At 67.6% G+C, this 22,266-nt stretch carries 21 protein-coding genes and 1 tRNA gene; 14 read left to right on the top strand and 8 right to left on the bottom strand.

Features of this window, described 5'->3' with window-relative positions; genetic code table 11:
* Nucleotides 1-10: 10 nt before the first annotated feature.
* Nucleotides 11-598: a DUF2150 family protein gene (locus tag NO978_RS05765; RefSeq protein WP_257298583.1), complete on the bottom strand. Its 588-nt coding sequence runs from the start codon at nt 596-598 to the stop codon at nt 11-13.
* Between the two features lie 142 nt (nt 599-740).
* Complete coding sequence (locus NO978_RS05760; RefSeq protein WP_257298582.1) at nt 741-1,580, bottom strand: TatD family hydrolase; 840 nt, start codon at nt 1,578-1,580, stop codon at nt 741-743.
* Nucleotides 1,581-1,775: 195 nt separating this feature from the next.
* On the opposite strand from NO978_RS05760, the gene NO978_RS05755 reads away from it, so the two are divergent.
* On the top strand, nt 1,776-3,605 hold the full coding sequence (locus NO978_RS05755; protein ID WP_257298581.1) for a S8 family serine peptidase: 1,830 nt from the start codon (nt 1,776-1,778) through the stop codon (nt 3,603-3,605).
* Nucleotides 3,606-3,673: 68 nt separating this feature from the next.
* Here NO978_RS05755 and NO978_RS05750 read toward each other — a convergent pair whose 3' ends face one another.
* Nucleotides 3,674-4,135: an NYN domain-containing protein gene (locus NO978_RS05750; protein WP_257298580.1), complete on the bottom strand. Its 462-nt coding sequence runs from the start codon at nt 4,133-4,135 to the stop codon at nt 3,674-3,676.
* 158 nt (nt 4,136-4,293) lie between these two features.
* Between NO978_RS05750 and NO978_RS05745 the strand changes: the two genes are divergently transcribed.
* The 10 genes from NO978_RS05745 to NO978_RS05700 all read left to right on the top strand — a co-directional run bounded on the left by NO978_RS05745 (nt 4,294) and on the right by NO978_RS05700 (nt 13,747).
* A complete protein-coding gene (locus tag NO978_RS05745; protein ID WP_257298579.1) occupies nt 4,294-6,147 on the top strand; it encodes a S8 family serine peptidase in 1,854 nt (617 codons plus the stop codon).
* A gap of 284 nt (nt 6,148-6,431) precedes the next feature.
* A complete protein-coding gene (locus NO978_RS05740; protein WP_257298578.1) occupies nt 6,432-7,082 on the top strand; it encodes an adenylate kinase in 651 nt (216 codons plus the stop codon).
* Nucleotides 7,083-7,118: 36 nt separating this feature from the next.
* Complete coding sequence (locus NO978_RS05735; RefSeq protein ID WP_257298577.1) at nt 7,119-8,024, top strand: DUF106 domain-containing protein; 906 nt, start codon at nt 7,119-7,121, stop codon at nt 8,022-8,024.
* Nucleotides 8,025-8,098: 74 nt separating this feature from the next.
* Nucleotides 8,099-8,674 carry a (d)CMP kinase gene (gene cmk, locus NO978_RS05730; RefSeq protein ID WP_257298576.1) on the top strand — a complete coding sequence of 192 codons (576 nt, stop codon included), beginning with the start codon at nt 8,099-8,101 and terminating at the stop codon, nt 8,672-8,674.
* A gap of 3 nt (nt 8,675-8,677) precedes the next feature.
* Nucleotides 8,678-9,583 (top strand): RNA-guided pseudouridylation complex pseudouridine synthase subunit Cbf5, encoded by a 906-nt coding sequence (locus NO978_RS05725; protein ID WP_257298575.1) that lies wholly within the window; start codon nt 8,678-8,680, stop codon nt 9,581-9,583.
* Nucleotides 9,584-9,638: 55 nt separating this feature from the next.
* A tRNA-Pro gene (locus NO978_RS05720) sits at nt 9,639-9,709 on the top strand.
* Nucleotides 9,710-10,117: 408 nt separating this feature from the next.
* The gene (locus NO978_RS05715; protein WP_257298574.1) at nt 10,118-10,420 is read left to right on the top strand and encodes a hypothetical protein; all 303 of its coding nucleotides are present in this window, start codon (nt 10,118-10,120) and stop codon (nt 10,418-10,420) included.
* Between the two features lie 93 nt (nt 10,421-10,513).
* Entirely contained in the window at nt 10,514-11,449 is a 936-nt protein-coding gene (locus NO978_RS05710; protein WP_257298573.1) for a ZIP family metal transporter, read from the top strand.
* A gap of 51 nt (nt 11,450-11,500) precedes the next feature.
* Nucleotides 11,501-12,817, top strand: coding sequence for an erythromycin esterase family protein (locus tag NO978_RS05705; protein WP_257298572.1), 1,317 nt, complete (start codon nt 11,501-11,503; stop codon nt 12,815-12,817).
* Between the two features lie 111 nt (nt 12,818-12,928).
* Entirely contained in the window at nt 12,929-13,747 is an 819-nt protein-coding gene (locus NO978_RS05700) for a DUF4097 domain-containing protein (RefSeq protein WP_257298571.1), read from the top strand.
* A gap of 9 nt (nt 13,748-13,756) precedes the next feature.
* On the opposite strand, the gene NO978_RS05695 is transcribed toward NO978_RS05700, so the two are convergent.
* Complete coding sequence (locus NO978_RS05695; protein ID WP_257298570.1) at nt 13,757-14,179, bottom strand: SHOCT domain-containing protein; 423 nt, start codon at nt 14,177-14,179, stop codon at nt 13,757-13,759.
* A 111-nt stretch (nt 14,180-14,290) separates the two neighbouring features.
* Here NO978_RS05695 and NO978_RS05690 point away from each other — a divergent pair, with 111 nt between their 5' ends.
* Nucleotides 14,291-14,872, top strand: a complete 582-nt coding sequence (locus tag NO978_RS05690) for an NADPH-dependent FMN reductase (RefSeq protein ID WP_257298569.1) — start codon at nt 14,291-14,293, stop codon at nt 14,870-14,872.
* A 123-nt stretch (nt 14,873-14,995) separates the two neighbouring features.
* On the opposite strand, the gene NO978_RS05685 is transcribed toward NO978_RS05690, so the two are convergent.
* Complete coding sequence (locus NO978_RS05685; RefSeq protein WP_257298568.1) at nt 14,996-16,210, bottom strand: MFS transporter; 1,215 nt, start codon at nt 16,208-16,210, stop codon at nt 14,996-14,998.
* Between the two features lie 119 nt (nt 16,211-16,329).
* The gene (locus NO978_RS05680; protein WP_257298567.1) at nt 16,330-16,998 is read right to left on the bottom strand and encodes an HAD family hydrolase; all 669 of its coding nucleotides are present in this window, start codon (nt 16,996-16,998) and stop codon (nt 16,330-16,332) included.
* A 143-nt stretch (nt 16,999-17,141) separates the two neighbouring features.
* On the opposite strand from NO978_RS05680, the gene NO978_RS05675 reads away from it, so the two are divergent.
* On the top strand, nt 17,142-18,644 hold the full coding sequence (locus NO978_RS05675) for a replication factor C large subunit (RefSeq protein ID WP_257298566.1): 1,503 nt from the start codon (nt 17,142-17,144) through the stop codon (nt 18,642-18,644).
* Nucleotides 18,645-18,756: 112 nt separating this feature from the next.
* Nucleotides 18,757-20,238 (top strand): hypothetical protein, encoded by a 1,482-nt coding sequence (locus NO978_RS05670; protein ID WP_257298565.1) that lies wholly within the window; start codon nt 18,757-18,759, stop codon nt 20,236-20,238.
* A 114-nt stretch (nt 20,239-20,352) separates the two neighbouring features.
* On the opposite strand, the gene bioD is transcribed toward NO978_RS05670, so the two are convergent.
* The gene (bioD, locus tag NO978_RS05665; RefSeq protein WP_257298564.1) at nt 20,353-21,018 is read right to left on the bottom strand and encodes a dethiobiotin synthase; all 666 of its coding nucleotides are present in this window, start codon (nt 21,016-21,018) and stop codon (nt 20,353-20,355) included.
* A complete protein-coding gene (locus NO978_RS05660) occupies nt 21,015-22,229 on the bottom strand; it encodes an 8-amino-7-oxononanoate synthase (protein WP_257298563.1) in 1,215 nt (404 codons plus the stop codon). Before NO978_RS05660 ends, bioD begins: the two co-directional genes overlap by 4 nt.
* Nucleotides 22,230-22,266 lie beyond the last annotated feature (37 nt).

The following is a 22,266-nucleotide window of genomic DNA, read 5'->3' as shown; positions in this document are numbered from 1 at the left end:
TAACCCCCGATTACTCGGCGTCCTCGTCCTCCTCGACGACCTCGGGATCCTCCATCGCGGACTGGAGGCTGGCGAGACCGTTGAGCCACTGCGCGACCGGGCCGTACTCGAGCTCCTCGCCGAGCTCGGGCGAGAGCTCTTCACCGTCGATGATGAGCGTCCCCGCCTTCACCAGATAGCCGCGAGCGCTCTCGATGTCCTCCTCGTCCTCGGCCTCGGCGGCGGCGGAGACGTACTCCGGGATGGCAGCCTCGTCGGCGACACCGGCGTGGATGTACTCCATCGCAGCGTGGAGGACGATGCTCAGGCTCTCCTGAACGCTGCCGACGAGGAACAGCTTATCCTCGTCGTCGAACTCGGGCTCGGTGAAGACGATGTCGCCGATCTCGTTGATCTTCTCGGAGGCCGACTCCTCGTCGAGTTCGCCGTCGTCGGCCGCGGAGACGATCTTCGCGACGGCGATAGCGGCGTCGTCCTGCATGAGGTCGAACACGCGCATCGACTCCTCGTCTTCGGCGTCGATGTCCTCCGCTTCGACCCGGTCGATCCAGTTCTGCCAGCGTTCCGCCGAGTAGTATTCGGTCGGGGGATTGCTCATACCACAACCTACCCCGGCGTAGTGAAATGCCTTTCTCTACAGTGACCGGTTCCGGCGCGAGACACCCGTGCGTGGACACGACACGGCGTGGTGGCCGGAACACACCACGGACACCCCGTTGGAGGTGGCGGCCTCCATGCGGTTACAGCGTCGCGGCGGTGTCGATGCCGTAGACGAGTTCGGGCGTCTCGACGTGGGCGCGACGGACGGCCTCGTCGTGGCCCTCCTCGAGCAGCCAGCGGACGCGGCGTGGCACCGTCTTCGGGCCGAGCACCGCACCGGGTCTGTCGGGGTCGTCGACGAAGTCCGTCTCCATGAGGAACGCGGCGTCCGAGGCGGCGGCGACCTCGAGGCGGTCCTTCTCGCTCATGACGCTCGGGACGGGCCCCGCGAGCTCGCCGCCCGCGTAGTGCTTGACGACCTGCGAGCGGTCCAGACCCTCGTCTTCGGCCCACTCGGCGACCTCGGTGAGGTCGTCGCTCGCCTCGGTGTGGAGTTGGACGGCGCAGTCGACCTCGGCCCCGAGCGAGAACGCGTGGCGCATGACCTCGTTCGAGGCCGCCCAGACGGCGTCGTCGACGTCGTAGTGCGGGCGGCCGGACTTCAGCGCGAGAGCCGGGCCGTCGGCGACGTACTCCGCGGCGAGGTCGAGCCCCGCCTGCATCAGGTCACGTGCCTCCGCGGGTGTGTGGCCGTCGTCGACCAGATGAGAGACGAGTCCGGGGTGGACGCCGAGGACGGGCCACGCGCGCCCGTCGAGGCGCTCGGTCGCGGCCGCGACCGCACCGAGGGTGGTCTCGAACACGTGCCGGAACGACTCGCGGTCGGCTGGCAGGTCGCCCAGATGCCAGGACGGCTTGTTGACGACGAGCAGGTGGGTGCCACCCAGCCGTGCGAAGTCGTCGACAGCCGCCATCCCGCGGCCGTGGTCCGGGTCGAGGTGCATGTGATTGTCGAGAACGGGGGTGTCGAGGTCGTCCATGGCTCTGGCCTCACCTGTGTGCGTGAACGCGTAAGTAAATACTATCTCCCGTCTTGTTGCGCGCTGGACCGGTGGGTCTCAGCAGCCGAGAAGCACCCGGGAAGCGGGGCTGGCAACTGATCTTGTTCACTGCCGATTAATTGAGTTCCGCGTTGCCAAAATATAAATGGTCAGCGGTAATTGCTATTGGTGGGCATGGCAGATGATACCCCACGCGGTACGAACAGACGTACCTTCCTGAAGACGACCGGTGTCGCAGCGAGCGCGGCCGCCTTCGCGGGCCTCACACAGGCTACCCCTGGTCGCGAGCCGGGTGCGAAGGAGAACGAGCTCCTCGTCGGCATCTCGTCTTCGACAAGCATGGCATCCGTCCAGCGGAAGGTCGAGCGAGACCTACCCTCGGACGCGAACATCGTCCACGAGAACGACAACCTCGGCTACATCGCCGTCGAGGTCCGCAGTGACGGACCCTCGACGATGGACGCCGTCTCCTCGCGGATCGAGCGCCAGTCGGGCGTCCGCTATGTGGAACAGAACACGACGCACCACGCGTTCGCCCAGCCGAACGACCCCAAGTTCGCCCAGCAGTACGCACCACAGCAGGTGCGTGCGCCGTCGGCGTGGGACACCACGTTCGGCAGCGAGGGCGTGACGGTGGCCATCGTCGACACCGGTGTCGACTACACGCACCCCGATCTCCAGAGCCGTTTCGGCTCGAACAAGGGGAGCGACTTCGCTGGCGGCGACGGCGACCCAATCGCACCCAGCGGCGAGAACCACGGCACCCACGTCGCTGGCATCGCGTCCGCGACCACCGACAACGGGACCGGCGTCGCCGGGATGTCGGACTCGACGCTGCTCGCCTGCCGCGCACTCGGTGGCGGCAGCGGCTCCACCGCCGACATCGCGGACGCCGTCGAGTACGCGACCGACCAGGGCGCGGACATCATCAACATGAGCCTCGGTGGCGGCGGCTACACGAACACGATGAAAAACGCCGTCTCCTACGCAGTCAACAACGGTACCCTCCCGATCTGTGCGGCCGGGAACGACGGCTCCAGCTCGGTGTCGTACCCCGCGGCGTACGACGAGTGTGTGGCGGTCTCCGCGGTCGACAGCAACGAGAACCTCGCAAACTTCTCGCAGTACGGCCCGAACCTCGACGTCGCCGCACCCGGTGTCGACGTGCTCTCGACCTGGAACGACTCGCCGTACAACAAGATCTCCGGCACGTCGATGGCGTGTCCGGCGGCCTCCGGCGTCGCAGCGCTGGGCAAGGCAGTCGAGCCCGGCCTCAACGCGACCCAGCTCCGGAGCAAGCTGAAGAACACGGCCGTCGACATCGGCCTCTCCGAGCAGGAGCAGGGCGCGGGCCGCGTCGATGCGCTCAACATCGTCGGCGGTGGTGGTGACGGCAACACCGCGCCGACAGTCTCTATCGACGCCTCTTCGGCGACCGTCACGGTCGGCCAGGAGGTCACCTTCGACGGCTCCGGCTCCAGTGACGCCGACGGCTCCATCAGTTCCTACGAATGGAGCTTCGGTGACGGCACGACTGCGACTGGTCAGACCGTCGCTCACACGTACAGCGCCGCGGGCGACTACAGCGCCAGCCTCACCGTCACCGACGACGACGGCGCGACCACGACCGACTCCGTCGCCATCACCGTCGAATCCGAGGACGGCGGCGGCAACTGTGGCGACACGTCCACGGGCGGCTCCGCCGATAGCTCGTTGTCGGGCTACTGGGACTCCAAGTCGTACACGTACACGACCAGCCTCGACAACCCGTGCCAGGTCACCGTCTCGCTGACCGGGCCGAGCAACGCCGACTTCGACCTGTACGTCACGCTTGACGGTCGGACGCCGACGACCAGCGACTACGACAAGCGCTCCATCACGCAGGACAGCCAGGAGCAGGTCATCGCGGACGCGGTCAGCGCCGGCCAGGATATCGGCATCCTCGTCGACTCCTACTCCGGCTCCGGCAGTTACACGGTGAGCGTCGAAGAGATCGGGCAGTAAGGACCACCCGCCGGGATCGCTCCCACATCCCAGCCTCCTTTTTCCCGTTCGTCCCCCCGACAGCGGCGCTACTCCTCGATGACGATGTCGTCGTTGGCGGCGTTCCGGAGCGCGTCCGAGCGGCCGTGTTCGCCCGGCGCGATGGCCAGCGTCCGGATACCGTAGCGTCCCGCCTGTTCGAGGACCGGCTTGAAGTCGGTGTCACGGGACGCGATAGCCAGCGTGTCGACGGCCTCCGTCACGACGGTCTCGGTCGCGTCGACCGCGAGCTTCACGTCCACGTCCCCGCTGGTGATGACGACCTCGAAGCCGCGTGCCTCGGCCGCCTGGATGAGGCCGGGGGTCGCGTGCTCGTCGAGGTACAGCCGTGCCACCGTGAGGTCGCCCACGTCCGTCGCGGCCGTCCGCACGTCGTCGAGGTCGACGTCGAACTCGTCGCGGAGCACGTTCGGCCCGTCGACGAACAGTCCGACGCGTGCCCGGGGGTGCGGCTCGGTGCCCGGGAGGAGCCGCCTGAATCGCTCGTCCATACCTCCCCTCTCTCGGTGCCGCTCAAAGCCGTGACGATTCGCACGAACGCGCTTTCAACAACTCCAGACAACCAGCATACAATTTGTCTAGGCATTAAAATTAGCATCTGAGTCTACAAAAATTTAAATAGGGAACGTGTCCTCGGTAGAGCTGTCTCATGACAGACGATATCAGCGACGACTGGGGACGACGAACCTTCCTGAAAGCAACTGGTGCCGTGGGGGCGGCAGCAGCATTCGCGGGACTGTCGTCCGCGACACCGACGCGAGAACCGGGCACACGGCCGAACGAAATCCTCGTGGGCGTCACGAACACGTACTCGGTGACCGACGTGGCGTCGGCGACCGCGAACGACGAGCGACTCCCCGACGGGATGTCGGTCACGCACGAGAACGACGACCTCAGCTACATGGCACTGTCGAAGCCCGAGGTCACCACGATGTCGGACGACGACATCATCGAGACCCTCGAGTCGCTCGACCACGTGCGCTACGCCGAGTTCAACGAGACGCTGCACGCGCTCGCGGAGCCGAACGACCCGCGCTTCGGCGACCAGTACGCGCCACAGCTCGTCAACGCACCCGCCGCGTGGGACACCACGCTCGGCAGCGAGGACGTCACCGTCGCCGTGATCGATCAGGGCGTGAAGTACGACCATCCCGACCTCACGGGTCAGTTCGGGTCGAACAAGGGCAAGGACTTCGTCGACAGCGACGGCGACCCGTACCCGGACTCGATGGCCGACGAGTACCACGGCACCCACGTCGCCGGCATCGCGTCCGCGACGACGAACAACGGGGACGGCATCGCCGGGATGTCGAACTCCACGGTGTTGTCGGGGCGTGCGCTCTCCGAGCAGGGCAGCGGCTCGACCAGCGACATCGCGGACGCCGTCCAGTGGGCCGCCGACCAGGGTGCGGACATCGTAAACATGAGCCTGGGTGGCGGCGGCTACACGAACACGATGAAAAACGCCGTCAGCTACGCCGCGGACAACGGCGTCACTATCATCTGTGCCTCCGGGAACGACTCGTCGGGCTCGGTCTCCTATCCCGCCGCGTACGACGAGTGTATCGCGGTCGGTGCCATCGACCAGAACGAGAACCTCGCCAGCTTCTCGAACTACGGCGAGAAGCAGGACGTCGTCGCACCGGGCGTGAACATCCTCTCGACGTGGACCGACTCGCCGTACAACAAGATCTCCGGTACGTCCATGGCGTGCCCGGCAGCGGCCGGTGTCGCCGCACTCGGTCTCGCGGCGAACCCCGGCTGGTCGAACACCGAGCTGCGCAGCCAGCTGAAGAACACGGCCGTCGACGTCGGACTGCCGGAGAACCAGCAGGGCGCGGGCCGCGTCGACGCAGCGAACCTCGTCGGCAGCGGCGACGACCCGGACCCGCCGGAGAACGAGGCACCGACGGTGTCCATCGACGCCTCCGCGGCAACTGTCACGGTCGGCCAGGAGGTCACCTTCGATGGCTCCGGCTCCAGTGACGCCGACGGCTCCATCAGCGCCTACGAGTGGAGCTTCGGCGACGGTGCGACCGCGACGGGCCAGACCGTCGCGCACGCCTACAGCGAGGCCGGCGACTACAGCGCCAGCCTCACCGTCACCGACGACGACGGCGCGACCACGACCGACTCCGTCGCCATCACCGTCGAATCCGAGGACGGCGGCAGCTGCGGCGACGAGTCCTCGACCGGCTCCGCAGACGGCTACCTGTACGGCTACTACGACTCGGACGACTACACGTGGACGAACGACCTGCAGAATCCGTGCCAGGTCACCATCTCGCTGTCGGGCGGTAACTGGTCCGACTTCGACCTGTACGTGACGACTGACGGTCGGACGCCGACGACCAGCGACTACGACAAGCGCTCCATCACGCCGGACAGCCAGGAGCAGATCACGCTCGACGACGTGAGCTCGGGTCAGGAGATCGGCGTCCTCGTCGACTCCTACTCCGGCTCCGGGAGCTACACGGTGAACGTCGAGGAGCTCGGCCAGTAACGCGCGCCACCGCATCGAGCCATCGAACCAATCGTTCACGCGTATTTTTTGCTGAATTTGCGGGTTTCTCCGTGGGGCCATCGAGCGAGTGAGAGTCTCGGACTCGCTGTCGGGCTACTGGGGCTCGGCCAGCTTCGAGCTGACCATCACCGGGACGAGTAATCGCGCGACGAGCCGTCGGTCGGTCCCCTCGACAACCCGACGGGCGGTCCGCTGCGGTCGCCCCCCCCCCCGTGCCAGCCGTTTTCTTTAACTCTTTACGTGCCGGGTTCGAGCAGCCACGTATGAGCAGTCCGCACATCCTCATCCTCGGTGCACCGGGCGCAGGCAAGGGAACCCAGTCCGCCAACATCGTCGACGAGTTCGGCGTCGAGCACGTCACCACGGGCGACGCGCTCCGCTCGAACAAGGAGATGGATATCTCGGACATGGACTTCGAGTACGACACCCCCGGCGAGTACATGGACGCCGGCGACCTCGTCCCCGACGCGGTCGTCAACGCCATCGTCGAGGAGGCGCTCTCCTCGGCCGATGGCTACGTCCTCGACGGCTACCCCCGCAACCTAGAGCAGGCCGAGGAGCTCGCGGACATGACCGACCTCGACCTCGTTCTCTACCTCGACGTCGACCGCTCGGAGCTGATCGACCGGCTCACGGGCCGCCGCGTCTGCGATGACTGCGGCGCGAACTTCCACGTGAAGTACAGCCAGCCCGAGGAGCCGGGCGTCTGTGACGAGTGCGGCGGCGAGCTCGTCCAGCGCGAGGACGACACGGAGGAGGCCGCCGAGAACCGCCTCGACGTGTTCGAGGAGAACACGCTCCCGGTCGTCGAGTACTACGAGGGCACCGACGAGTTCGTCGCCGTCGACGGCGAACAGGCCCCGAACGAGGTCTGGAGCGACGTGAAGGCCGCCATCGAGGCAGTCACAGAGTAAAAGACTCTTATCCCACGACTGCCTAGAGGCTCTCATATGGCCTGGACGGCAGAAGACATACAGGACTTCCTCTCGGACAACCCCGGGACGTCGGAGGCGCTCCAGGTCGTCATGGACGCCTCCGACGACGGGGACGGCGAGGTCGAGTGGAAGGACGTCAAAGACGAGGACGGCATGGACAGCGGCCGCTGGGGACGACTCATCCAGAGTGCGATCCTCCGCGAGCAGGAGGACGGCTTCGTGGTCGTCGACCCGGACGCCGTCACCGACGTACTCGAGGACGACATCACCGTCGCCAGCGAGAGCATCGAGGTCGACAGCGAGAGCTCGGGCTGGCACACCCGCGACAAGCTCGCGGCGGTCGTCGCGCTCGGCATGATGGCCGGCTACTACTACAACCCGATCCGCAACGCTGTCGGGAGCACCATCAACGTCGTCTTCGAGCCACTCAACGACGTGCTTCCGTTCTACGCGGTCATCCTCTCGCTGGCACTCATCACCGGCCTCTACTCGACGCTCCTGCAGGCGAACATGGTCGACCGGAGCAAGGTCAAGCAGATTCAACAGAAGATGCAGGATATCACCGAGCGCGAGGAGGCCGCCAAGGAGCGCGGTGACGACGCTGCGCTCGACCGCATCCAGGACGAGAAGATGGACGCCCTCGGCGACCAGGGGGAGATGATGAAGGAGAACTTCCGCCCGATGGCGTGGATCATGCTCCTCACCATCCCCGCCTTCCTCTGGATGTACTGGACCATCCTCGACGGCGGCCACCTCGTGGCGGCCGAGCAGGGCATGGTGCTGCCCATCTTCGGCGAACGCGAGTGGATGCAGGGCGCGGTCGGCCCGATGCCCGCGTGGATCGTCTGGTACTTCCTGTGCTCGATGGGGTTCACCCAGCTGCTCCGGAAGACGCTGGACCTCGACGCGACGCCGACGTAGGGCCGGCACACACCGCGGCCGTCCGCCCGCCGTCCAATCACAACCCATTTTACCGGCACCCGCGCAGATAGGATATGTTGCTCACCGTCTCCGGCCCGCCGGGCAGTGGCAAGAGCACCACTGCGGCCGGGCTGGCCGATGCGTTCGACCTCGATCACGTCTCCGGCGGCGATATCTTCCGAGAACTCGCCGACGAACGCGGCTATACACCGCTCGAGTTCAACAAACTCGCCGAGGAGGACGAGGATATCGACCGCGACCTCGACCGACGCCTCCGCGAGATCGCCGTCGAACGCGACGACCTCGTGCTCGAATCACGGCTCGCCGGCTGGCTCGCAGCCGAACAGGCCGACTTCCGCTTCTGGCTCGACGCCCCCCTCGCGGTACGTGGCGAGCGCATCGCCGACCGCGAGGACAAGGACGCCGCACTCGCCCGCGAGGAGACCGCGGCCCGCGAGTCCAGCGAGGCCCAGCGCTACCACGAGTACTACGGTATCGACATCGGCGACCTCTCCATCTACGACCTGAGCGTCAACACCGCGCGCTGGAACGCCGAGCACGTCCAGCACGTCCTCGTCGAGGCCGTCGAGTCCTACGACCCCGAGACCGACGAGGGGAAAGCGCCCGTCGAGCTCGACTACGAGTTCTGACCCATGTCCCTGCGCGCACCGCCCGACGAGCGCCCGCCCGCCGAACTGCTCGAGTTCGGCGTCGTCAATCTCGACAAGCCCGCCGGCCCGTCGGCCCACCAGTTCACAGGCTGGTGCCGCGACGCCGTCGCCGACGCCCTCGACCGCGCCGGCAGCGACGTCACCGTCGAGGAGGCCGCCCACTCCGGCACGCTGGACCCGAAGGTCACCGGCTGTCTCCCGACGCTGTTCGGCGACGCCACCCGCCTCGCCCAGGTGTTCCTCGAAGGCACCAAGGAGTACGTCGCCGTGCTCGAACTCCACGGCCGCGCCCCCGGCGACGTCGAGGCCGTCGCCAGCGAGTTCGAGGCCCCGCTCTACCAGAAACCACCCCGGAAGAGCGCGGTCACGCGCCGCCTCCGGGTCCGCGAGGTCCACGACCTCGACGTGCTGGAGGTCGAGGACCGCCGCGCCCTCGTCCGCATCCGCTGTGAGTCCGGCACCTACATTCGGAAGCTCTGCCACGACCTCGGCCTCGCGCTCGGCACCGGCGCGCACATGGGGCACCTCCGCAGGACCGCCACCGACCCCTTCGACGACTCGACGCTCGTCAGCTACCACGACCTCGTCGATGCGCTCGAATTCTGGGTCGAGGACGGCGACGAGGAACCCCTGCGAGATGTCGTCCAGCCCGCCGAGCGCGCGCTCACGCACCTCCCCAGCGTGACGATCGCCCCGTCTGCCGCCGAACAGGTGGCCCAGGGCGCACAGGTGTACTCCCCCGGCGTCATCAGCGTCGACGGCGGCGAGCAGGGTGACTTGGTAGCCTGCTACCTGCCCGGCGGCACCGCCGTCTGTCTGGGGACGCTCGTCGGCGACCCCGACGCCGAATCGGGCACCGTCGTCGAGTTGGAGCGCGTGCTGGTGTAGCGTGGTGCCGACGAAACGACACGCTTAAACGGCAAACGGGCATCAGTTGACGTACGGGACCGTGGGGTAGTGGTATCCTCTGCGGATGGGGTCCGTAGGACCCGAGTTCAATTCTCGGCGGTCCCACTTCGAATTCTTCGTGAGAGAAATGTGATCAGGTTGCGAGCGTAGCGAGCAACCGTGGTCCCACTCGAAATTTTGTAACCCTCCAACAACGGAGAGTATACCTATCCGAAACGCCCGAAGATCAAACCCTCGGGTTGAGAGCCTGTTTCCTTAGATACTCACATGCCACCAGCGACAGCCGTCGAGGTGGTTCCCGTGAGCGCCGACCACTTCGGCATCACGCCCGACGGGCTTCTTCGGCGCGAACACCAGAAGCCGTAGCCCGCGAGCATCCACTTCTGGTGTAAGTAGTGCGCGCGGATTTCCGACCCGAGCTGGGGCTTCGACGAACTGCACGACGAACGGGTTTTCGCCAGCAGAGTCGCCCGCCCCGACGACTTATTATACCCGACATGAAAGCACATAGTAATGATAGGAGTCCCTGAAGTGAAGTCGCAGGTGCGGAACTACGCGAAGAGCGAGTACAGTGGGACGAAGAAGTTCCATCGGGTCGAGATAGAGGGAGAGTACGCCTTCGTCGGGGTCTTCATCAAGACGGGGTTGATTCGGTTTCGTCCCTTCGTGGTCGCGCTACACCATCCGAGTCAGACGGTGGTCGCTGAGGAGGACCTGAGCAAGTGGGGCTTCAAGGACGACAGGGAACTCATGAACGACAAGATAGACGAGTGGCTGCACATGAGCGAACAGGAACTGCGGTCGGGGTCGCTGTAGCGATCCCACTCGTCGACACCCGGCGTTTAGGCCGACCGAAAAATTGTAGCTAAAGTGATAGAACTTATCTCTCCCGAGCCAGTAGCATCACACATGAGCCTCGTGGGAAATCTCGTCGTCGTCTTCCTCGCCGGGCTGGCGACCGCGTTGGCAACCGGACTCGGCGCGCTGCCGTTCTTCCTCGTCGACGACGTAAGCGAGCGGTGGAACGTCGCGCTCTGGGGCGTCGCCTCGGGTATCATGATCTCGGCGTCCATCTTCGGGCTGATGAACGAGGGGCTCGCCGCCAGCGAGGGGTTCCCGACGGTCCTCCTCGCGGGTGTCGTGGTCGGCGTGCTGCTCGTCGTCGTCGCCGACAACCTGCTCGAGCGTGTGGACGTGGCCAAGTATGCCGACGACGGCCCGGAACAGGCTACCGACGGCGGAGCCGTCGAGGGCGTCCACGACCACGGTGAGCCGGCCGAGGACCACGACGAGCACGCTGACAGCGCACACGACCACGCCGAGCTGGTCAACCCGGAACTCGTCGCGGAGGGCGACCTGAAGACGCTGGTGCTCGTCCTGGGCATCCTGACCGTCCACTCCTTTCCGGAGGGCGTCGCAATCGGCGTCTCCTTCGCGGACATGGGGCTGGCCGGCGGCATCGGCATGCTCGGGCTCACCGTACCGGTGCTGGCCATCATGATGACCGTCGCCATCTCCATCCACAACGTCCCGGAGGGGCTGGCCATCTCCATCCCGCTGCGGGCGATGGGCGTCAACCGCTGGCGGATGGTCGGCGCGGCGGTGTTCTCCAGCCTGCCCCAGCCCATCGGCGCTGTCATCGCGTTCGCGTTCGTCCGGTACGCACGCGACTTCCTCCCGTTCGGCTTCGGCTTCGCAGCGGGGGCGATGGTGTTCCTCGTGCTGAGCGAGTTCATCCCGGACGCGCTCGAGGCGGGCGAGCGGTTGGAGTCGAAGGGCTACCCCGAGCTGGCCGTCGGGTTGGTCGTGGGCTTTGCGGTGATGGTCCCGTTCGCGTTCGTGTAGGCGTGACATGCCACCCCATCGTTTATCCCGACGCTCTCGGTCGGTCGAGGTATGGCAGACGAGACTGTTGGCGCTACATTCGACGAGGCGCTCGTGGGGGAGTTGGGCGAGACCGCCGTCGCCCTCGACGGCACGGACCCGACCGCGCCGCTCGACGACCTCGCCCCCCTGCGTGACGTACTCGCCGACGTCCGCGTCGTCGGGATGGGTGAGTCGACACACGGCACCCGCGAGTGCTTCCGGTTCAAGCACCGACTGTTCCGTTTTCTGGTCGCGGAACTGGACTACCAGCTGTTCGCCATCGAGGCGAACTTCTCCGAGACGCTGGCGCTGAACGAGTACGTCGTCGACGGCGATGGCGACCCGCGCGACGGACTGGCGAACATCTACTTCTGGACGTGGGCCACCGAGGAGGTGCTCGCACTGGTCGAGTGGATGCGCGAGTACAACGAGAGTCGCCCTCGCTCCGAGCGGGTGCGCTTCCACGGTATCGACGCACAGTACCTGCCCGGAGCGGCGACCGCGCTCTCCGAGTACCTCGCCGCGGTCGACCCGGAGTATCTGGCGACCGTCGAGACGGACTGCGACGCGCTCGCTGGCGACCCGCTCTCTACCTACGACCTCGACGACGATGCGGTGGCTGAGGCCCAGACCGAGCTGGACCGAGCGATCGACCTGGCCACCGACCTCGACGCACGCCTGGAGGCCAACGAGGACGCGTACGTCGAGGCCAGCTCCCGGTCGGCGTTCGAACTGGCTCGGCGACACTGCCGCGTCCTGCAACAGGCCACCGCGTTCAAGCAGGCACAGCTCGACGACGACGGGCAGGCGGCCTACGAGGTACGCGACGCTGCGATGGCCGAGAACGTCGCGTGGCTCCTCGACTACGAGGACGAGCACCGAGTCGCGGTCTGGGCACACGACGACCACGTCCGGCGCGGCGAGGTGGAGGCCCCGGACTGGACGGCCGAGACGATGGGCGAGGACCTCGACAGCGAGTTCGGGGCCGACTACTACGCGCTGTCGCTCCAGTTCGCCCGTGGCGAGTTCCAGGTGTACGACCCCGACAGCGACGCCCCGACCCGTGCGGTGTCGATAGCCGACCCGCCGGCGGAGAGCCTGCCAAATCTGTTCGACACGCTCGGCGGCGACGCGGCGGTGCTCGACCTCGACGCGGTCGACGATGGGTCGCCGCTGGAGGACTGGCTCGCGGAACCTCGTCGGGTCCACTCCATCGGTGCCACGTTCGACGCTGACGACTACCCCGGCGACTACGTCCCCGCGTACGACCTCCGCGAGACCTTCGACGGAGTCGCGTTCGTCGGCGACTCGACCCGGGCACGACCAGTCGAGCGGGGAGGAGAGTAGGTCACTCGACGGGGAACGCCCGGCTACGTTACACCGACCCGACGCGTCCATTCCCGTGCAGGCGTCGCGTGAGGGCCGCGTTTTTTGTGGCGCTGAACAGTGGTTCGAGGTATGCGCCGCAGAACGGTCCTCGCTGCTGCGAGCATCGCCCTCCCCACCGCCCTCGCGGGCTGTAGCCTCCTCGACGACGGCACGGAGGTGACCGAGACGGTCGACCGACAGGTCGACGTCGAGGAGGGGACTCCGGTCAGCGTGGTGGGACAGAACGGCCCCATCGAAGTGACGGCCACGGACGCCGAGGCCGTCCAGATTGACGCGACCAAACGCACTCGCGGTGGCCAGGACGCACTCGACACGGTCGAAGTTCAGATCGATTCGACGGGCAGCGGCGTGCTGATACAGGCCGCGTATCCAGAGAACCGCGACCTGATCGAGCGGCCGGTCGCCGTCGATTTCGAGGTCGGGATTCCGTCCGGCATCCCCGTCGACACCGTCGAGACGGCCAACGGAGAGGTGTCTGCGACCGGCGTCGCCGGTGACGTCTCCCTCGCGAGCGCCAACGGCCCGGTGCAGGCCGAGGACGTCGACGGGTACGTGCGCCTGCAGACGACCAACGGGGGCGTCGACGTGACGGGTGTCGCCGGGGTGGACCGGGCGGCGACGACCAACGGGGAAATCGACGTCGAGCTACAGGCTATCCGTGGCGACGTGCCCGTCGAGACGACGAACGGGGACGTGACTCTCCGTGCCGCCACGGCGCTCGAAGCGACGTTCGACCTGGAGACCAGCGTCGGCGACGTGTCCGTCCAGGGACTGTCACTCGACCGCTCGACCGACAGCTCGAACCGAATCGTCGGCGACCTGAACGGCGGCGGCGACCGCGTCACTGCCGAGACGACGACCGGCGACGTGACCCTCCGCTCGCTCTGAAGGGGCCCGTTACCGGTCGAACTCCCACTCCGTCTCGCGGTCGTCGTCCAGCAGCGTCTCGCTCCCGGAGTCGTCGAGCAGCAGGTCGAGCCGACGCTCGAACTCCACTTCGTCTATCTCGCCGGCGACGTACCGCTCGCGGAGCCGGGCGGCTTCGGTGGCAGCGTCCGCCGGCTCCGTGTCGACGGTGGTCTCGGCCTCGAACCAGTCCGACGCGCTCCCGTCGTCGCTGCTCCCGCCGAGCAGCGAGACCAGTCCGGCGGCGACCGCGCCGAACGCCGCGAGCAACCCGAGCACGACGACCACAGTGAACACCGCACTGAGGATGCCGAGCACCAGTCCGACGACGGTCCCCACGACGGAGAGCGCGATCAGCAGCACGAACGCCCAGACGAGGAGTCTGAGGAGGGTACCCCCGAACGAACGACTCATACCCGGCTGTCGGTCGCGAACGGACAAAAAACCCCGACCGAGAGCTACCACAATCTGTACAAAAACGTGCTTCAGCGAGCGCTTTAGTGGCTCTGTCTGGCATCTGGATTCATGCAACGAACCGTACACGTGGTCGGTATCTGCGGGAGTCTGAGCGGCGACAGCGGCACACGGACGGCGACACGCCGTGCTCTCGCCGCCGCCGAGGCCGCGGGGGCGACGACGGAACTGGTCGACCTCCGCGAGTACGACCTTCCGCCCCGGGACGGCGACGACGCCGACGCTGGCGACGCGCCTGCAGTCCGCGAACGGGTCGCAGCCGCCGACGCCGTCCTGTTGGCCTCGCCGGTGTACCACGGCTCGTACGCCTCCCCGCTGAAGACCGCGCTCGACTACTGTGGCTTCGACGAGTTCGAGGGAACGACCGTCGGCCTGCTTGCGGTCGCCGGCGGGAGCCACCCGACGCCGGCGCTCGAACACATGCGGTCGGTCGCCCGGGCGGTGGGCGCCTGGACGCTGCCGCTGCAGGTGGGCATCGGGAACTCCGGGTCGACGTTCACCCACGGCGACCTCGTCGATGCGGACCTGGCCGAGCGCGTCGACCGGCTCGGCGAGGAGCTGGTCGCCTACGCCGGCGTCGAGTCGTACCCGACCGCCGTCACCGAGACGTTCGACCCGGTGACGGGCGACTGATGGCCGCAGTACGCTACTTCGACCGCATCGCGGCCGACCCGAACGAGTGGCACGACGTGCTGGCCCGGGAGTTCGACCTGCGGTACCCCCGGGGCTGACGGACCGTCCAACCGCGCTTCTCTCTCAGTCCGAGGCGGCCGCGCCTCCACCGGAGACACCGGTCGTCGACCCGCCGCTCCGCACGGGCCGGGTGAAGAACCAGAGCAGGCTGGCGGCGACCACGAGGACCGCGCCCACTCTGGGGAGGAACGCGAGCGGGCCGAGCCGCTCCGCGATGCCCCCCAGTGCGAGCTTCAGCAGCCCGCTCGACAGCGACAGCACCATTGAGACCCCCGAGAGCACCGTCGCACGCCCCACGTCCGCGAGCCGGTCGTTCAGGTACTGGTTCTGGACGGGCTGGACGACCGACCGGACGCTCCGGTAGAGGAAGAACGTCGGGACGAGGAGCACGGGGAACAGCGCCCCGAGGACGAACGCCACGGCGAACACCGGGACGAGCAGGCCGAGCACGCCGCGAGCGCCGAGGCGGTCCTCGAACCAGCCGGCCGTCGAGGCCGCACCCGCGGACACCAGCTTGAACGCCGCGAAGACGACGCCGAGCCCGGCCGCCGGGACCCCGAGCGCGTCCAGCGCCGGCTGTTCGACCATCCGGGCCAGCCCGAACAGCCCGTAGAACAGTCCGACGTAGGCGACGAGCCAGCGGACGCTCTCGCGGCTCGCCTGCACGCGGAGCATCCGGACCGCCTCGCGCACCGTGAACGCGTCGGCGTCCTCGTCGTCGACCCGGACCGAGGGGAACGTGTACAGCACGGACACGCCGGAGACCGCGAGCGTCGCGCTGAGCAGGAACGGCAGCTCGTGGGCGACGCCGTACAGCAGCCCGCCGGCGATGGCCGTCACCGCCGAGGTGAGGAGCAAGACCGTGCTCCCCCGCCCCTTGATGCGGGCGAACTCGTCGTCGTCGCAGGTCCGGGCGAGCAGCTCGTAGAGCCAGGCGTCGCCCGTCCCCGAGCGGAACGCCCAGCCCGTGGCCCAGACGGCCTGCATCGCCACGAACCCGGCCGGCGTGTCGACGAAGGCGTACCCCGCCATCCCCGCTGCCCGGAGGAGGCTACCGACGGCCAGGCTGGCCCGCCGGCCGATTCGGTCGCCGAGGTATCCCGAGGGGATCTCGGCGGCCAGCATCGCCAGAGAGAACGTCGCCTGCACCAGCGCGACGAAGCCGAGGCCGAACCCTCTGTCCAGCAGGTAGAGGACGCTGATGGGGAGGTAGAACCCGGCGGCGTTCGTCGCACGGAACAGGTAGTACCGCCGCACGACTGATTCGTCCGTCGCCATTACAGCTAGAGGTACGGCTGACAGACTTGTAGGGTTTCCCGGAAATTCTCTTTTGTAAACAGTCTTTCTGGAATCCGCTTTGGTACGGATTCAGACAGTTTCGGTGCCGCGCCGTGCGGTCACGCTGCGTCGTTCGCGATATCCCGCACCGCGTGCAGTGTCTCCACCTCGTGCGTGGGCTCCGTCGGCAGTTCGACGTCGCGGCTGTGCTCGCGCCGGACGAACACCGAGTCCATCCCGGCGCGTTCGGCGGCCACCACGTCGCTCTCGCTGTCGCCGACGTACAGCGCCGACCCGCCGCCGAGGTCCGCGAGCGCCCGGTCGAGGTAGTGCGTGTTCGGCTTCTTCAGCGACAGGCTCTCGATGGTCATCGGCCGGCCGTAGTACGTCTCGAAGGCGTCGGCGAAGCCGAACCGGTCGAGGACGAACTCGACCGTCGTGTGGTGGTTGTTGCTCACCAGCCCGCAGGGCTGCGGGATGCCGGAGAGCGCCGTCACGTCGTCGTAACTGTCGCGTCGCCCCGCCCGGAACGCCTCGAACTGCGACCGCTCGTCGTGGCGCTCGCGGGCGTCCCACAGCGCCTCGCGGTCCACACCGTAGGTCCGTTCCAGCTCCGCGAGGAGTTCGGGTGTCACGCCACCGGTGAGGGCGGAGAGGTGATTCTCGTCGGGCGACTCGATGCCGAGCTCGTCGAACGCGTCTCGGATCGCCGCGAGCTGGTCCCCGTGCCCCGGTGGATCCACCAGGACGCCGTCGTTGTCGAAGAGAATCGCGTCGTAGGTCGTCACTTGTCGGCGGTAGTACCGGTCGGCAGTTGGGTGTTTTGGTCGTGTGTGGGTCGCCCTCGTGATTCCCCGCCGTTGGCCCGCCTCGGCGTCGGTGGACGGCCCGCTCCGCAACCACTAAACGCGGCCCGCCCCTCCCTCCGGTAATGGCAGACTGGACGGAGAAGTACCGCCCGTCGACGCTCTCGGAGGTGCGCGGGAACGACAAGGCCCGCGACGAGCTCCGGAAGTGGGCGGAGACCTGGGACGACCACCGCGAGGCCGCCATCGTCCACGGCTCTCCAGGGGTGGGGAAGACCTCGGCGGCGCACGCGCTGGCCAACGACATGAACTGGCCGGTGATGGAGTTGAACGCGAGCGACTCGCGGACCGCCGACGATATCAAGCGGTTCGCCGGGCGCGCCTCGCAGAACCAGACGCTCGGTGGCGCGGACGGTCGGCAACTGCTCGTCGTGGACGAGGCGGACAACTTCCACGGGAACAGTGACTACGGCGGCTCCCGCGAGGTGACCCGGATCGTCAAGGAGGCGAACCAGCCGATGGTACTCATCGCCAACGAGTTCTACGACATGAGCAACAGCCTCCGGAACGCCTGCCGCGAGATCGAGTTCCGCGACGTCTCCCGGCGCTCCATCGTCCCCGTCTTGCGCGATATCTGTCGCCAGGAGGGCATCGAGTACGAGGACGACGCGCTCGACGAGATCGCCAGCGAGACCAGCGGCGACCTCCGGTCGGCGGTGAACGACCTGCAGGCGCTCGCCGAACGGAACCAGCGGCTCACCGTCGACGACGTGGTGACGGGCGAGCGCGACCGCACGGAGGGCATCTTCGACTTCCTCGACGACGTCATCAAGCACAACTCCGCCGAGGAGGCGCTGTACGCGTCCTACGACGTCGACGAGACGCCGGACGACCTGCTCAACTGGGTCGAGGACAACGTCCCGAAGGACTACCGCGGCGATGAGCTGGCCGACGCGTACGGCTTCCTCGCGAACGCCGACCGCTGGCTCGGCCGGGTGCGGGCCACGCAGGACTACTCGTTCTGGCGCTACGCGACGGACAACGTTGCCGCGGGCGTCGCTGCCGCGCGGCGACACGACCACGGCGGCTGGACCCGGTACGGCCCGCCGTCGTACTGGTCGAAGCTCGGGCGCTCGAAGGCGACGCGGAACAGGCGCGACGCAATCGCCCGGAAGATTGCGGAGAAGGGCGGGTTCAGCATGGGGACGGCGCGCCGCGAGGTGATGCCGTTCCTCGCGGAGATGACCCACCACTGCAAGCCCCGCGAGCTCACCATCCGGATGACGATGGTGTACGACCTCGACGCCTCGGACGTGTCGTTCGTCACTGGCAGCGGCGAGGACACGAACAAGGTGCAGGGCATCGTCGACGAGGCTCAGGAGCGACGGAACGACGCGGTCGTCGACAACGCCGGCGGCGCGTTCGCGCAGTTCGAATCAGACGGCGAGGCGGCGACGGACGACGAGGCGGCTGCGAATGGCGAGACGACCGCGGACGACGCCGACGACGACGGACAGCGGACACTCGGCGGCCCGGCGGCCGATCCCGACGATCCGTCGCCGGCCGATACTGACACCGAGACTGACGAAACAGATGACGGACAGTCCGGACTCGACGACTGGGTGTAAGCTTCGAACCTGCTGCCGTCTCCGGAACTCGCCGAAACTTTCTTTCTGTTTTCGGTGAAACGAGACCGCAACGCCTAAGCGTGCAAACTACTGTGTTGTGAATAGTTCTCACATGAAGCGAGCGCTTCTCGCAGTCGCGTTGGCCCTCATGCTCGTGGTCGCTGGGTGTAACACCACCGACCAGGGTGGGGACTCGACGACAGTCGAGACCACCGGAGAGCCGACCGACGTGCAGACGACCGCGGAACAGACCGACACGCAGACGTCCGAACCGACAGAGACCACCACGTCCGACGATGACGAAGGGGAGGAGCAGGCGGAACCCTGTGAGTACCGCAGCGAGGAGGGCGACCTCGTGCAGGTGCAGGGTGCCTGTCTCGGCTTCGACGCCAACCAGGTCTACCTGAACGTCATGGAGATGGCCGGCGTGGAGCTGGACCAGGGCCCGTCCGTGCGGTCGCTCTCGCCCGAGCAGACGAACCCGTACACGTTCGACCAGTTCGGGTTCGACAACGAGTCCTTCCAGGCCGTCATGGGCATCGCACCGGACGGCACGCCCGACGTGTACGTCGCGGGCTTCGCATCCCCACAGAACGGCCCCGACGGGAGCACTGAGGTCGACGTCGTGATGCGGTACATCAACGCCAGCGGCGGCGAGGGGCGCCCGCAGGGCCCCGAGGAAGCCGAAATCACGCTCGCCCACGAGTTCCTGCACGCCATCCAGTTCTACGAGGGGAGCCAGGACCGCCTGGCCGCCAACCTCACCAGCGATGGCGTCAACCTCGGCGACGTCGAGACCTCGCTCGTCGAGGGCAGCGCGGTGTACTTCGAGAGCGAGTACCAGGAGGAGTACATGAACCGCGACGCCGCCTCTCGCGACGTCTCCGCGTGGACGAACTCCTCGGCGTTCTCGATGTACCAGCTCGGCCCGTACGTGATGGGCGAGCGCTACACGAAGTTCCGCGTCAACTCCACCAGCGAGTTCCAGACGCTGTACGACAATCCGCCCATCTCGACGGAGCAGATCATGCACAACTACATGCCGGACGAAGAACGCCCGCTCGACCTGAGCGTCGAGCGCGGTCAGGACTCCGTCTGGAACCACTACTCGACGAACACGCGCGGTGAGCTGTTCCTGCGCTCCTCGCTCCGTGCCGGCGTGAGCGGCCCCGACGCCGCCGCCGCTGCCGAGGGCTGGGGCGCAGACCGCGTGATGGTCTTCAAGAACCAGAGCTACGGCGACGCCTACAAGTACGGCTACGCGTGGACGCTCCGGTTCGACAACGCCTCCGAGCAGGACGAGTTCCGCAGCACCTTCCAGGGCTGGCTGGAGAGCCGCGGACCCCTGAACAACGGCGTCTACCAGATGGACGAGGACCACACCTACCGGATGGTCGAGATCAGCGACGAGACGGTCGTCGTGCTCGCCGGTCACGAGCGCTTTACGACCCAGACCGTCGCAACGGGCAACTCGACCGACGTGACGGTCACGATGACCGACGCCGACCAGACGAACAGCAGCGTTCAGTCCGACGACGACGACGAGGAGCGCCTCGTCACCGCACAGGCCAGCGCGGTCCGTGCAGCGGTCTGAACCGGGGAAACCGACACCGACCACCTTCTTTCGCGCACTCGACGGGGAGTGGCGACGCCACGTTCCGCCGAGGAGTGGATAGCGAGCGACGAACACCGCAGGACCGCCGTGGCGTCACGCGCTCGGCAGGAACGAGTCCGGGAGGTGTGCGTCGACGAGGGCGACCGAATCGGCCGGCTCGTCGATGTCGGCCGGCGGCACCGTCGCGACGGGCAGACCCGTCATGCGTTCGAGTTCGGTGGGGTTCGTCCGCTCGGCGACCGTTTCACCAGCCCACTCGTTCAGCACGACGCCCCGCACCGGCACCCCGGCAGCCTCGAGAGCGTCGGCCGAGAGGGCCGTGTGGTTCAGCGTGCCGAGCCCGGAGCGAGCGACGAGTAGCGCCTCACAGCCGCAGTCGGCGACGAGGTCGAGCACGTCGTGCTCGGCTGTCAGGGGGACGCGTAGCCCGCCGACCCCCTCCAGCACTCCCACATCGGCGGCGGCGAGCGCGTCGGCTGCCCGGGTCCGGAGGTCGTCGTAGTCGAGTTCGGTCCCCTCGCGCTCGGCGGCGACCCGGGGGGCGAGCGGCGGTTCGAGGCGACCGAGACAGGTGGCTGCAGCAGCGTCCTCGTCGCAGGCGGCCCGGACGAACGCGGCGTCGTCGTCCGGCGGGAAGCCGGTCTGGTAGGGCTTGATTGCGCGGGCGTCCACGCCGTCCCGGCGGAGCACGCCGGTCACGCCTGCAGTGACGACGGTCTTGCCGACCCCGGTGTCGGTGCCGACGACGGCGATCCTCACAGCAGGCCGACCTCCTCGCCGGCCGCGCGGAACGCCTCGATGCAGTGCTCCACGTCGCTCCGCGAGTGCGCCGCCATCGGTGCGACGCGGATGCGACTCGTCCCCGCCGGCACCGTCGGCGGGCGGATGGCAGGGGCGACGACGCCGCGCTTCCTGACTGCGCGTTCGAGTGCGAGCGCGTCCTCTCGGTCGCCGACGACGACGGGGAGGATCTGCGTGTCGCCACGGACCTCGTAGCCCACCGATTCGAGCCCGTTGCGCAGCTGGCCGACGTTCGACCAGAGGCGGTCGCGGCACTCCCCGTGACGGGCGAGGTGGAGCGCCTCGCTGGCAGCCGCGGCAGCTGGCGGGGCCAGCCCGGTCGAGAAGACGAACGACCGCGCCTCGTTGACGAGATGTTGTATCAGGGTGTCGCTGCCGGCGACGTAGCCACCCTGGCTGGCGAGCGCCTTCGAGAGCGTGCCCATCTGGACGTGGACGCGGTCTTCGAGTCCCTCGCGCTGGACGATGCCGCCGCCGTCGACGTGCAGACCGGTCGCGTGTGCCTCGTCGACCATGAGCCACGCGCCGAACGCGTCGGCGGCGTCGCAGATGGCCTCTAGCGGCGCGACCGTCCCGTCCATGGAGAACACGCTGTCGGTGAGGACGAGCCAGGACTCGTCAGCGGCGGCTTCAGGTGCCGCGTCGGCGCGCTCGGCCATCCGCCGTTCGAGGTCGGCGGCGTCGCGGTGCTCGTAGACGACGATCTCGGCCCCGGAGAGCCGACAGCCGTCGACGATGCTCGCGTGGTTGAACTCGTCGGAGAAAACGACGTCCGGCGAGAGCGCCGCGATGGTGCCGACGTTCGCGGCGTAGCCGGAGGAGAACGCGAGCGCCCGCTCGGTCCCCTTGACCTCCGCGAGCCGACGTTCGAGGTCCCGATGGACCAGCGTGTCGCCGGTGACGAGCCGGCTGGCACCCGCGCCGGTACCGACCACCTCGGCGGCCTGCGCAGCGGCGTCCTGAACGCGGTCGTCCTGTGTCAGCCCGAGGTAGTTGTTCGCGGCGAAGACGAGGTGCTCCTCGCCGTCGAGGACGGGGAGGTCGCGGCCGGGGTCGGGCGCGAAGTAACTTCGCTCGGCGATCCGGTCGACCGGTGCGATGTCGCGGTAGAGGGTGGAGTCCTGTCGGGCGGCGACGCGGTCGGCGAGGTCGAACCCGCGCTCTGTCATCTGGTCGTAGGTGTCAGTTACCGGGCCTTGAACCGTT

Source organism: Haloarchaeobius sp. FL176 (assembly GCF_024609245.1).
GTDB lineage: Archaea > Halobacteriota > Halobacteria > Halobacteriales > Natrialbaceae > Haloarchaeobius.
Note: the sequence above shows the minus strand (reverse complement) of the source record. Positions and strands in the feature narration are given on the sequence as shown.

Bases quoted from the DNA above. Each gene is read 5' to 3' on its own strand.
- NO978_RS05725 (WP_257298575.1), top strand. From the start codon at position 8,678: ATGTCCCTGCGCGCACCGCCCGACGAGCGCCCGCCCGCCGAACTGCTC.
- NO978_RS05670 (WP_257298565.1), top strand. From the start codon at position 18,757: ATGAAGCGAGCGCTTCTCGCAGTCGCGTTGGCCCTCATGCTCGTGGTC.
- cmk (WP_257298576.1), top strand. From the start codon at position 8,099: ATGTTGCTCACCGTCTCCGGCCCGCCGGGCAGTGGCAAGAGCACCACT.
- NO978_RS05675 (WP_257298566.1), top strand. From the start codon at position 17,142: ATGGCAGACTGGACGGAGAAGTACCGCCCGTCGACGCTCTCGGAGGTG.
- NO978_RS05710 (WP_257298573.1), top strand. From the start codon at position 10,514: ATGAGCCTCGTGGGAAATCTCGTCGTCGTCTTCCTCGCCGGGCTGGCG.
- NO978_RS05690 (WP_257298569.1), top strand. From the start codon at position 14,291: ATGCAACGAACCGTACACGTGGTCGGTATCTGCGGGAGTCTGAGCGGC.
- NO978_RS05760 (WP_257298582.1), bottom strand. From the start codon at position 1,580: ATGGACGACCTCGACACCCCCGTTCTCGACAATCACATGCACCTCGAC.
- NO978_RS05750 (WP_257298580.1), bottom strand. From the start codon at position 4,135: ATGGACGAGCGATTCAGGCGGCTCCTCCCGGGCACCGAGCCGCACCCC.
- NO978_RS05700 (WP_257298571.1), top strand. From the start codon at position 12,929: ATGCGCCGCAGAACGGTCCTCGCTGCTGCGAGCATCGCCCTCCCCACC.
- NO978_RS05660 (WP_257298563.1), bottom strand. From the start codon at position 22,229: ATGACAGAGCGCGGGTTCGACCTCGCCGACCGCGTCGCCGCCCGACAG.
- NO978_RS05695 (WP_257298570.1), bottom strand. From the start codon at position 14,179: ATGAGTCGTTCGTTCGGGGGTACCCTCCTCAGACTCCTCGTCTGGGCG.
- NO978_RS05765 (WP_257298583.1), bottom strand. From the start codon at position 598: ATGAGCAATCCCCCGACCGAATACTACTCGGCGGAACGCTGGCAGAAC.
- NO978_RS05735 (WP_257298577.1), top strand. From the start codon at position 7,119: ATGGCCTGGACGGCAGAAGACATACAGGACTTCCTCTCGGACAACCCC.
- NO978_RS05715 (WP_257298574.1), top strand. From the start codon at position 10,118: ATGATAGGAGTCCCTGAAGTGAAGTCGCAGGTGCGGAACTACGCGAAG.
- NO978_RS05740 (WP_257298578.1), top strand. From the start codon at position 6,432: ATGAGCAGTCCGCACATCCTCATCCTCGGTGCACCGGGCGCAGGCAAG.
- NO978_RS05755 (WP_257298581.1), top strand. From the start codon at position 1,776: ATGGCAGATGATACCCCACGCGGTACGAACAGACGTACCTTCCTGAAG.
- NO978_RS05705 (WP_257298572.1), top strand. From the start codon at position 11,501: ATGGCAGACGAGACTGTTGGCGCTACATTCGACGAGGCGCTCGTGGGG.
- NO978_RS05745 (WP_257298579.1), top strand. From the start codon at position 4,294: ATGACAGACGATATCAGCGACGACTGGGGACGACGAACCTTCCTGAAA.
- NO978_RS05685 (WP_257298568.1), bottom strand. From the start codon at position 16,210: ATGGCGACGGACGAATCAGTCGTGCGGCGGTACTACCTGTTCCGTGCG.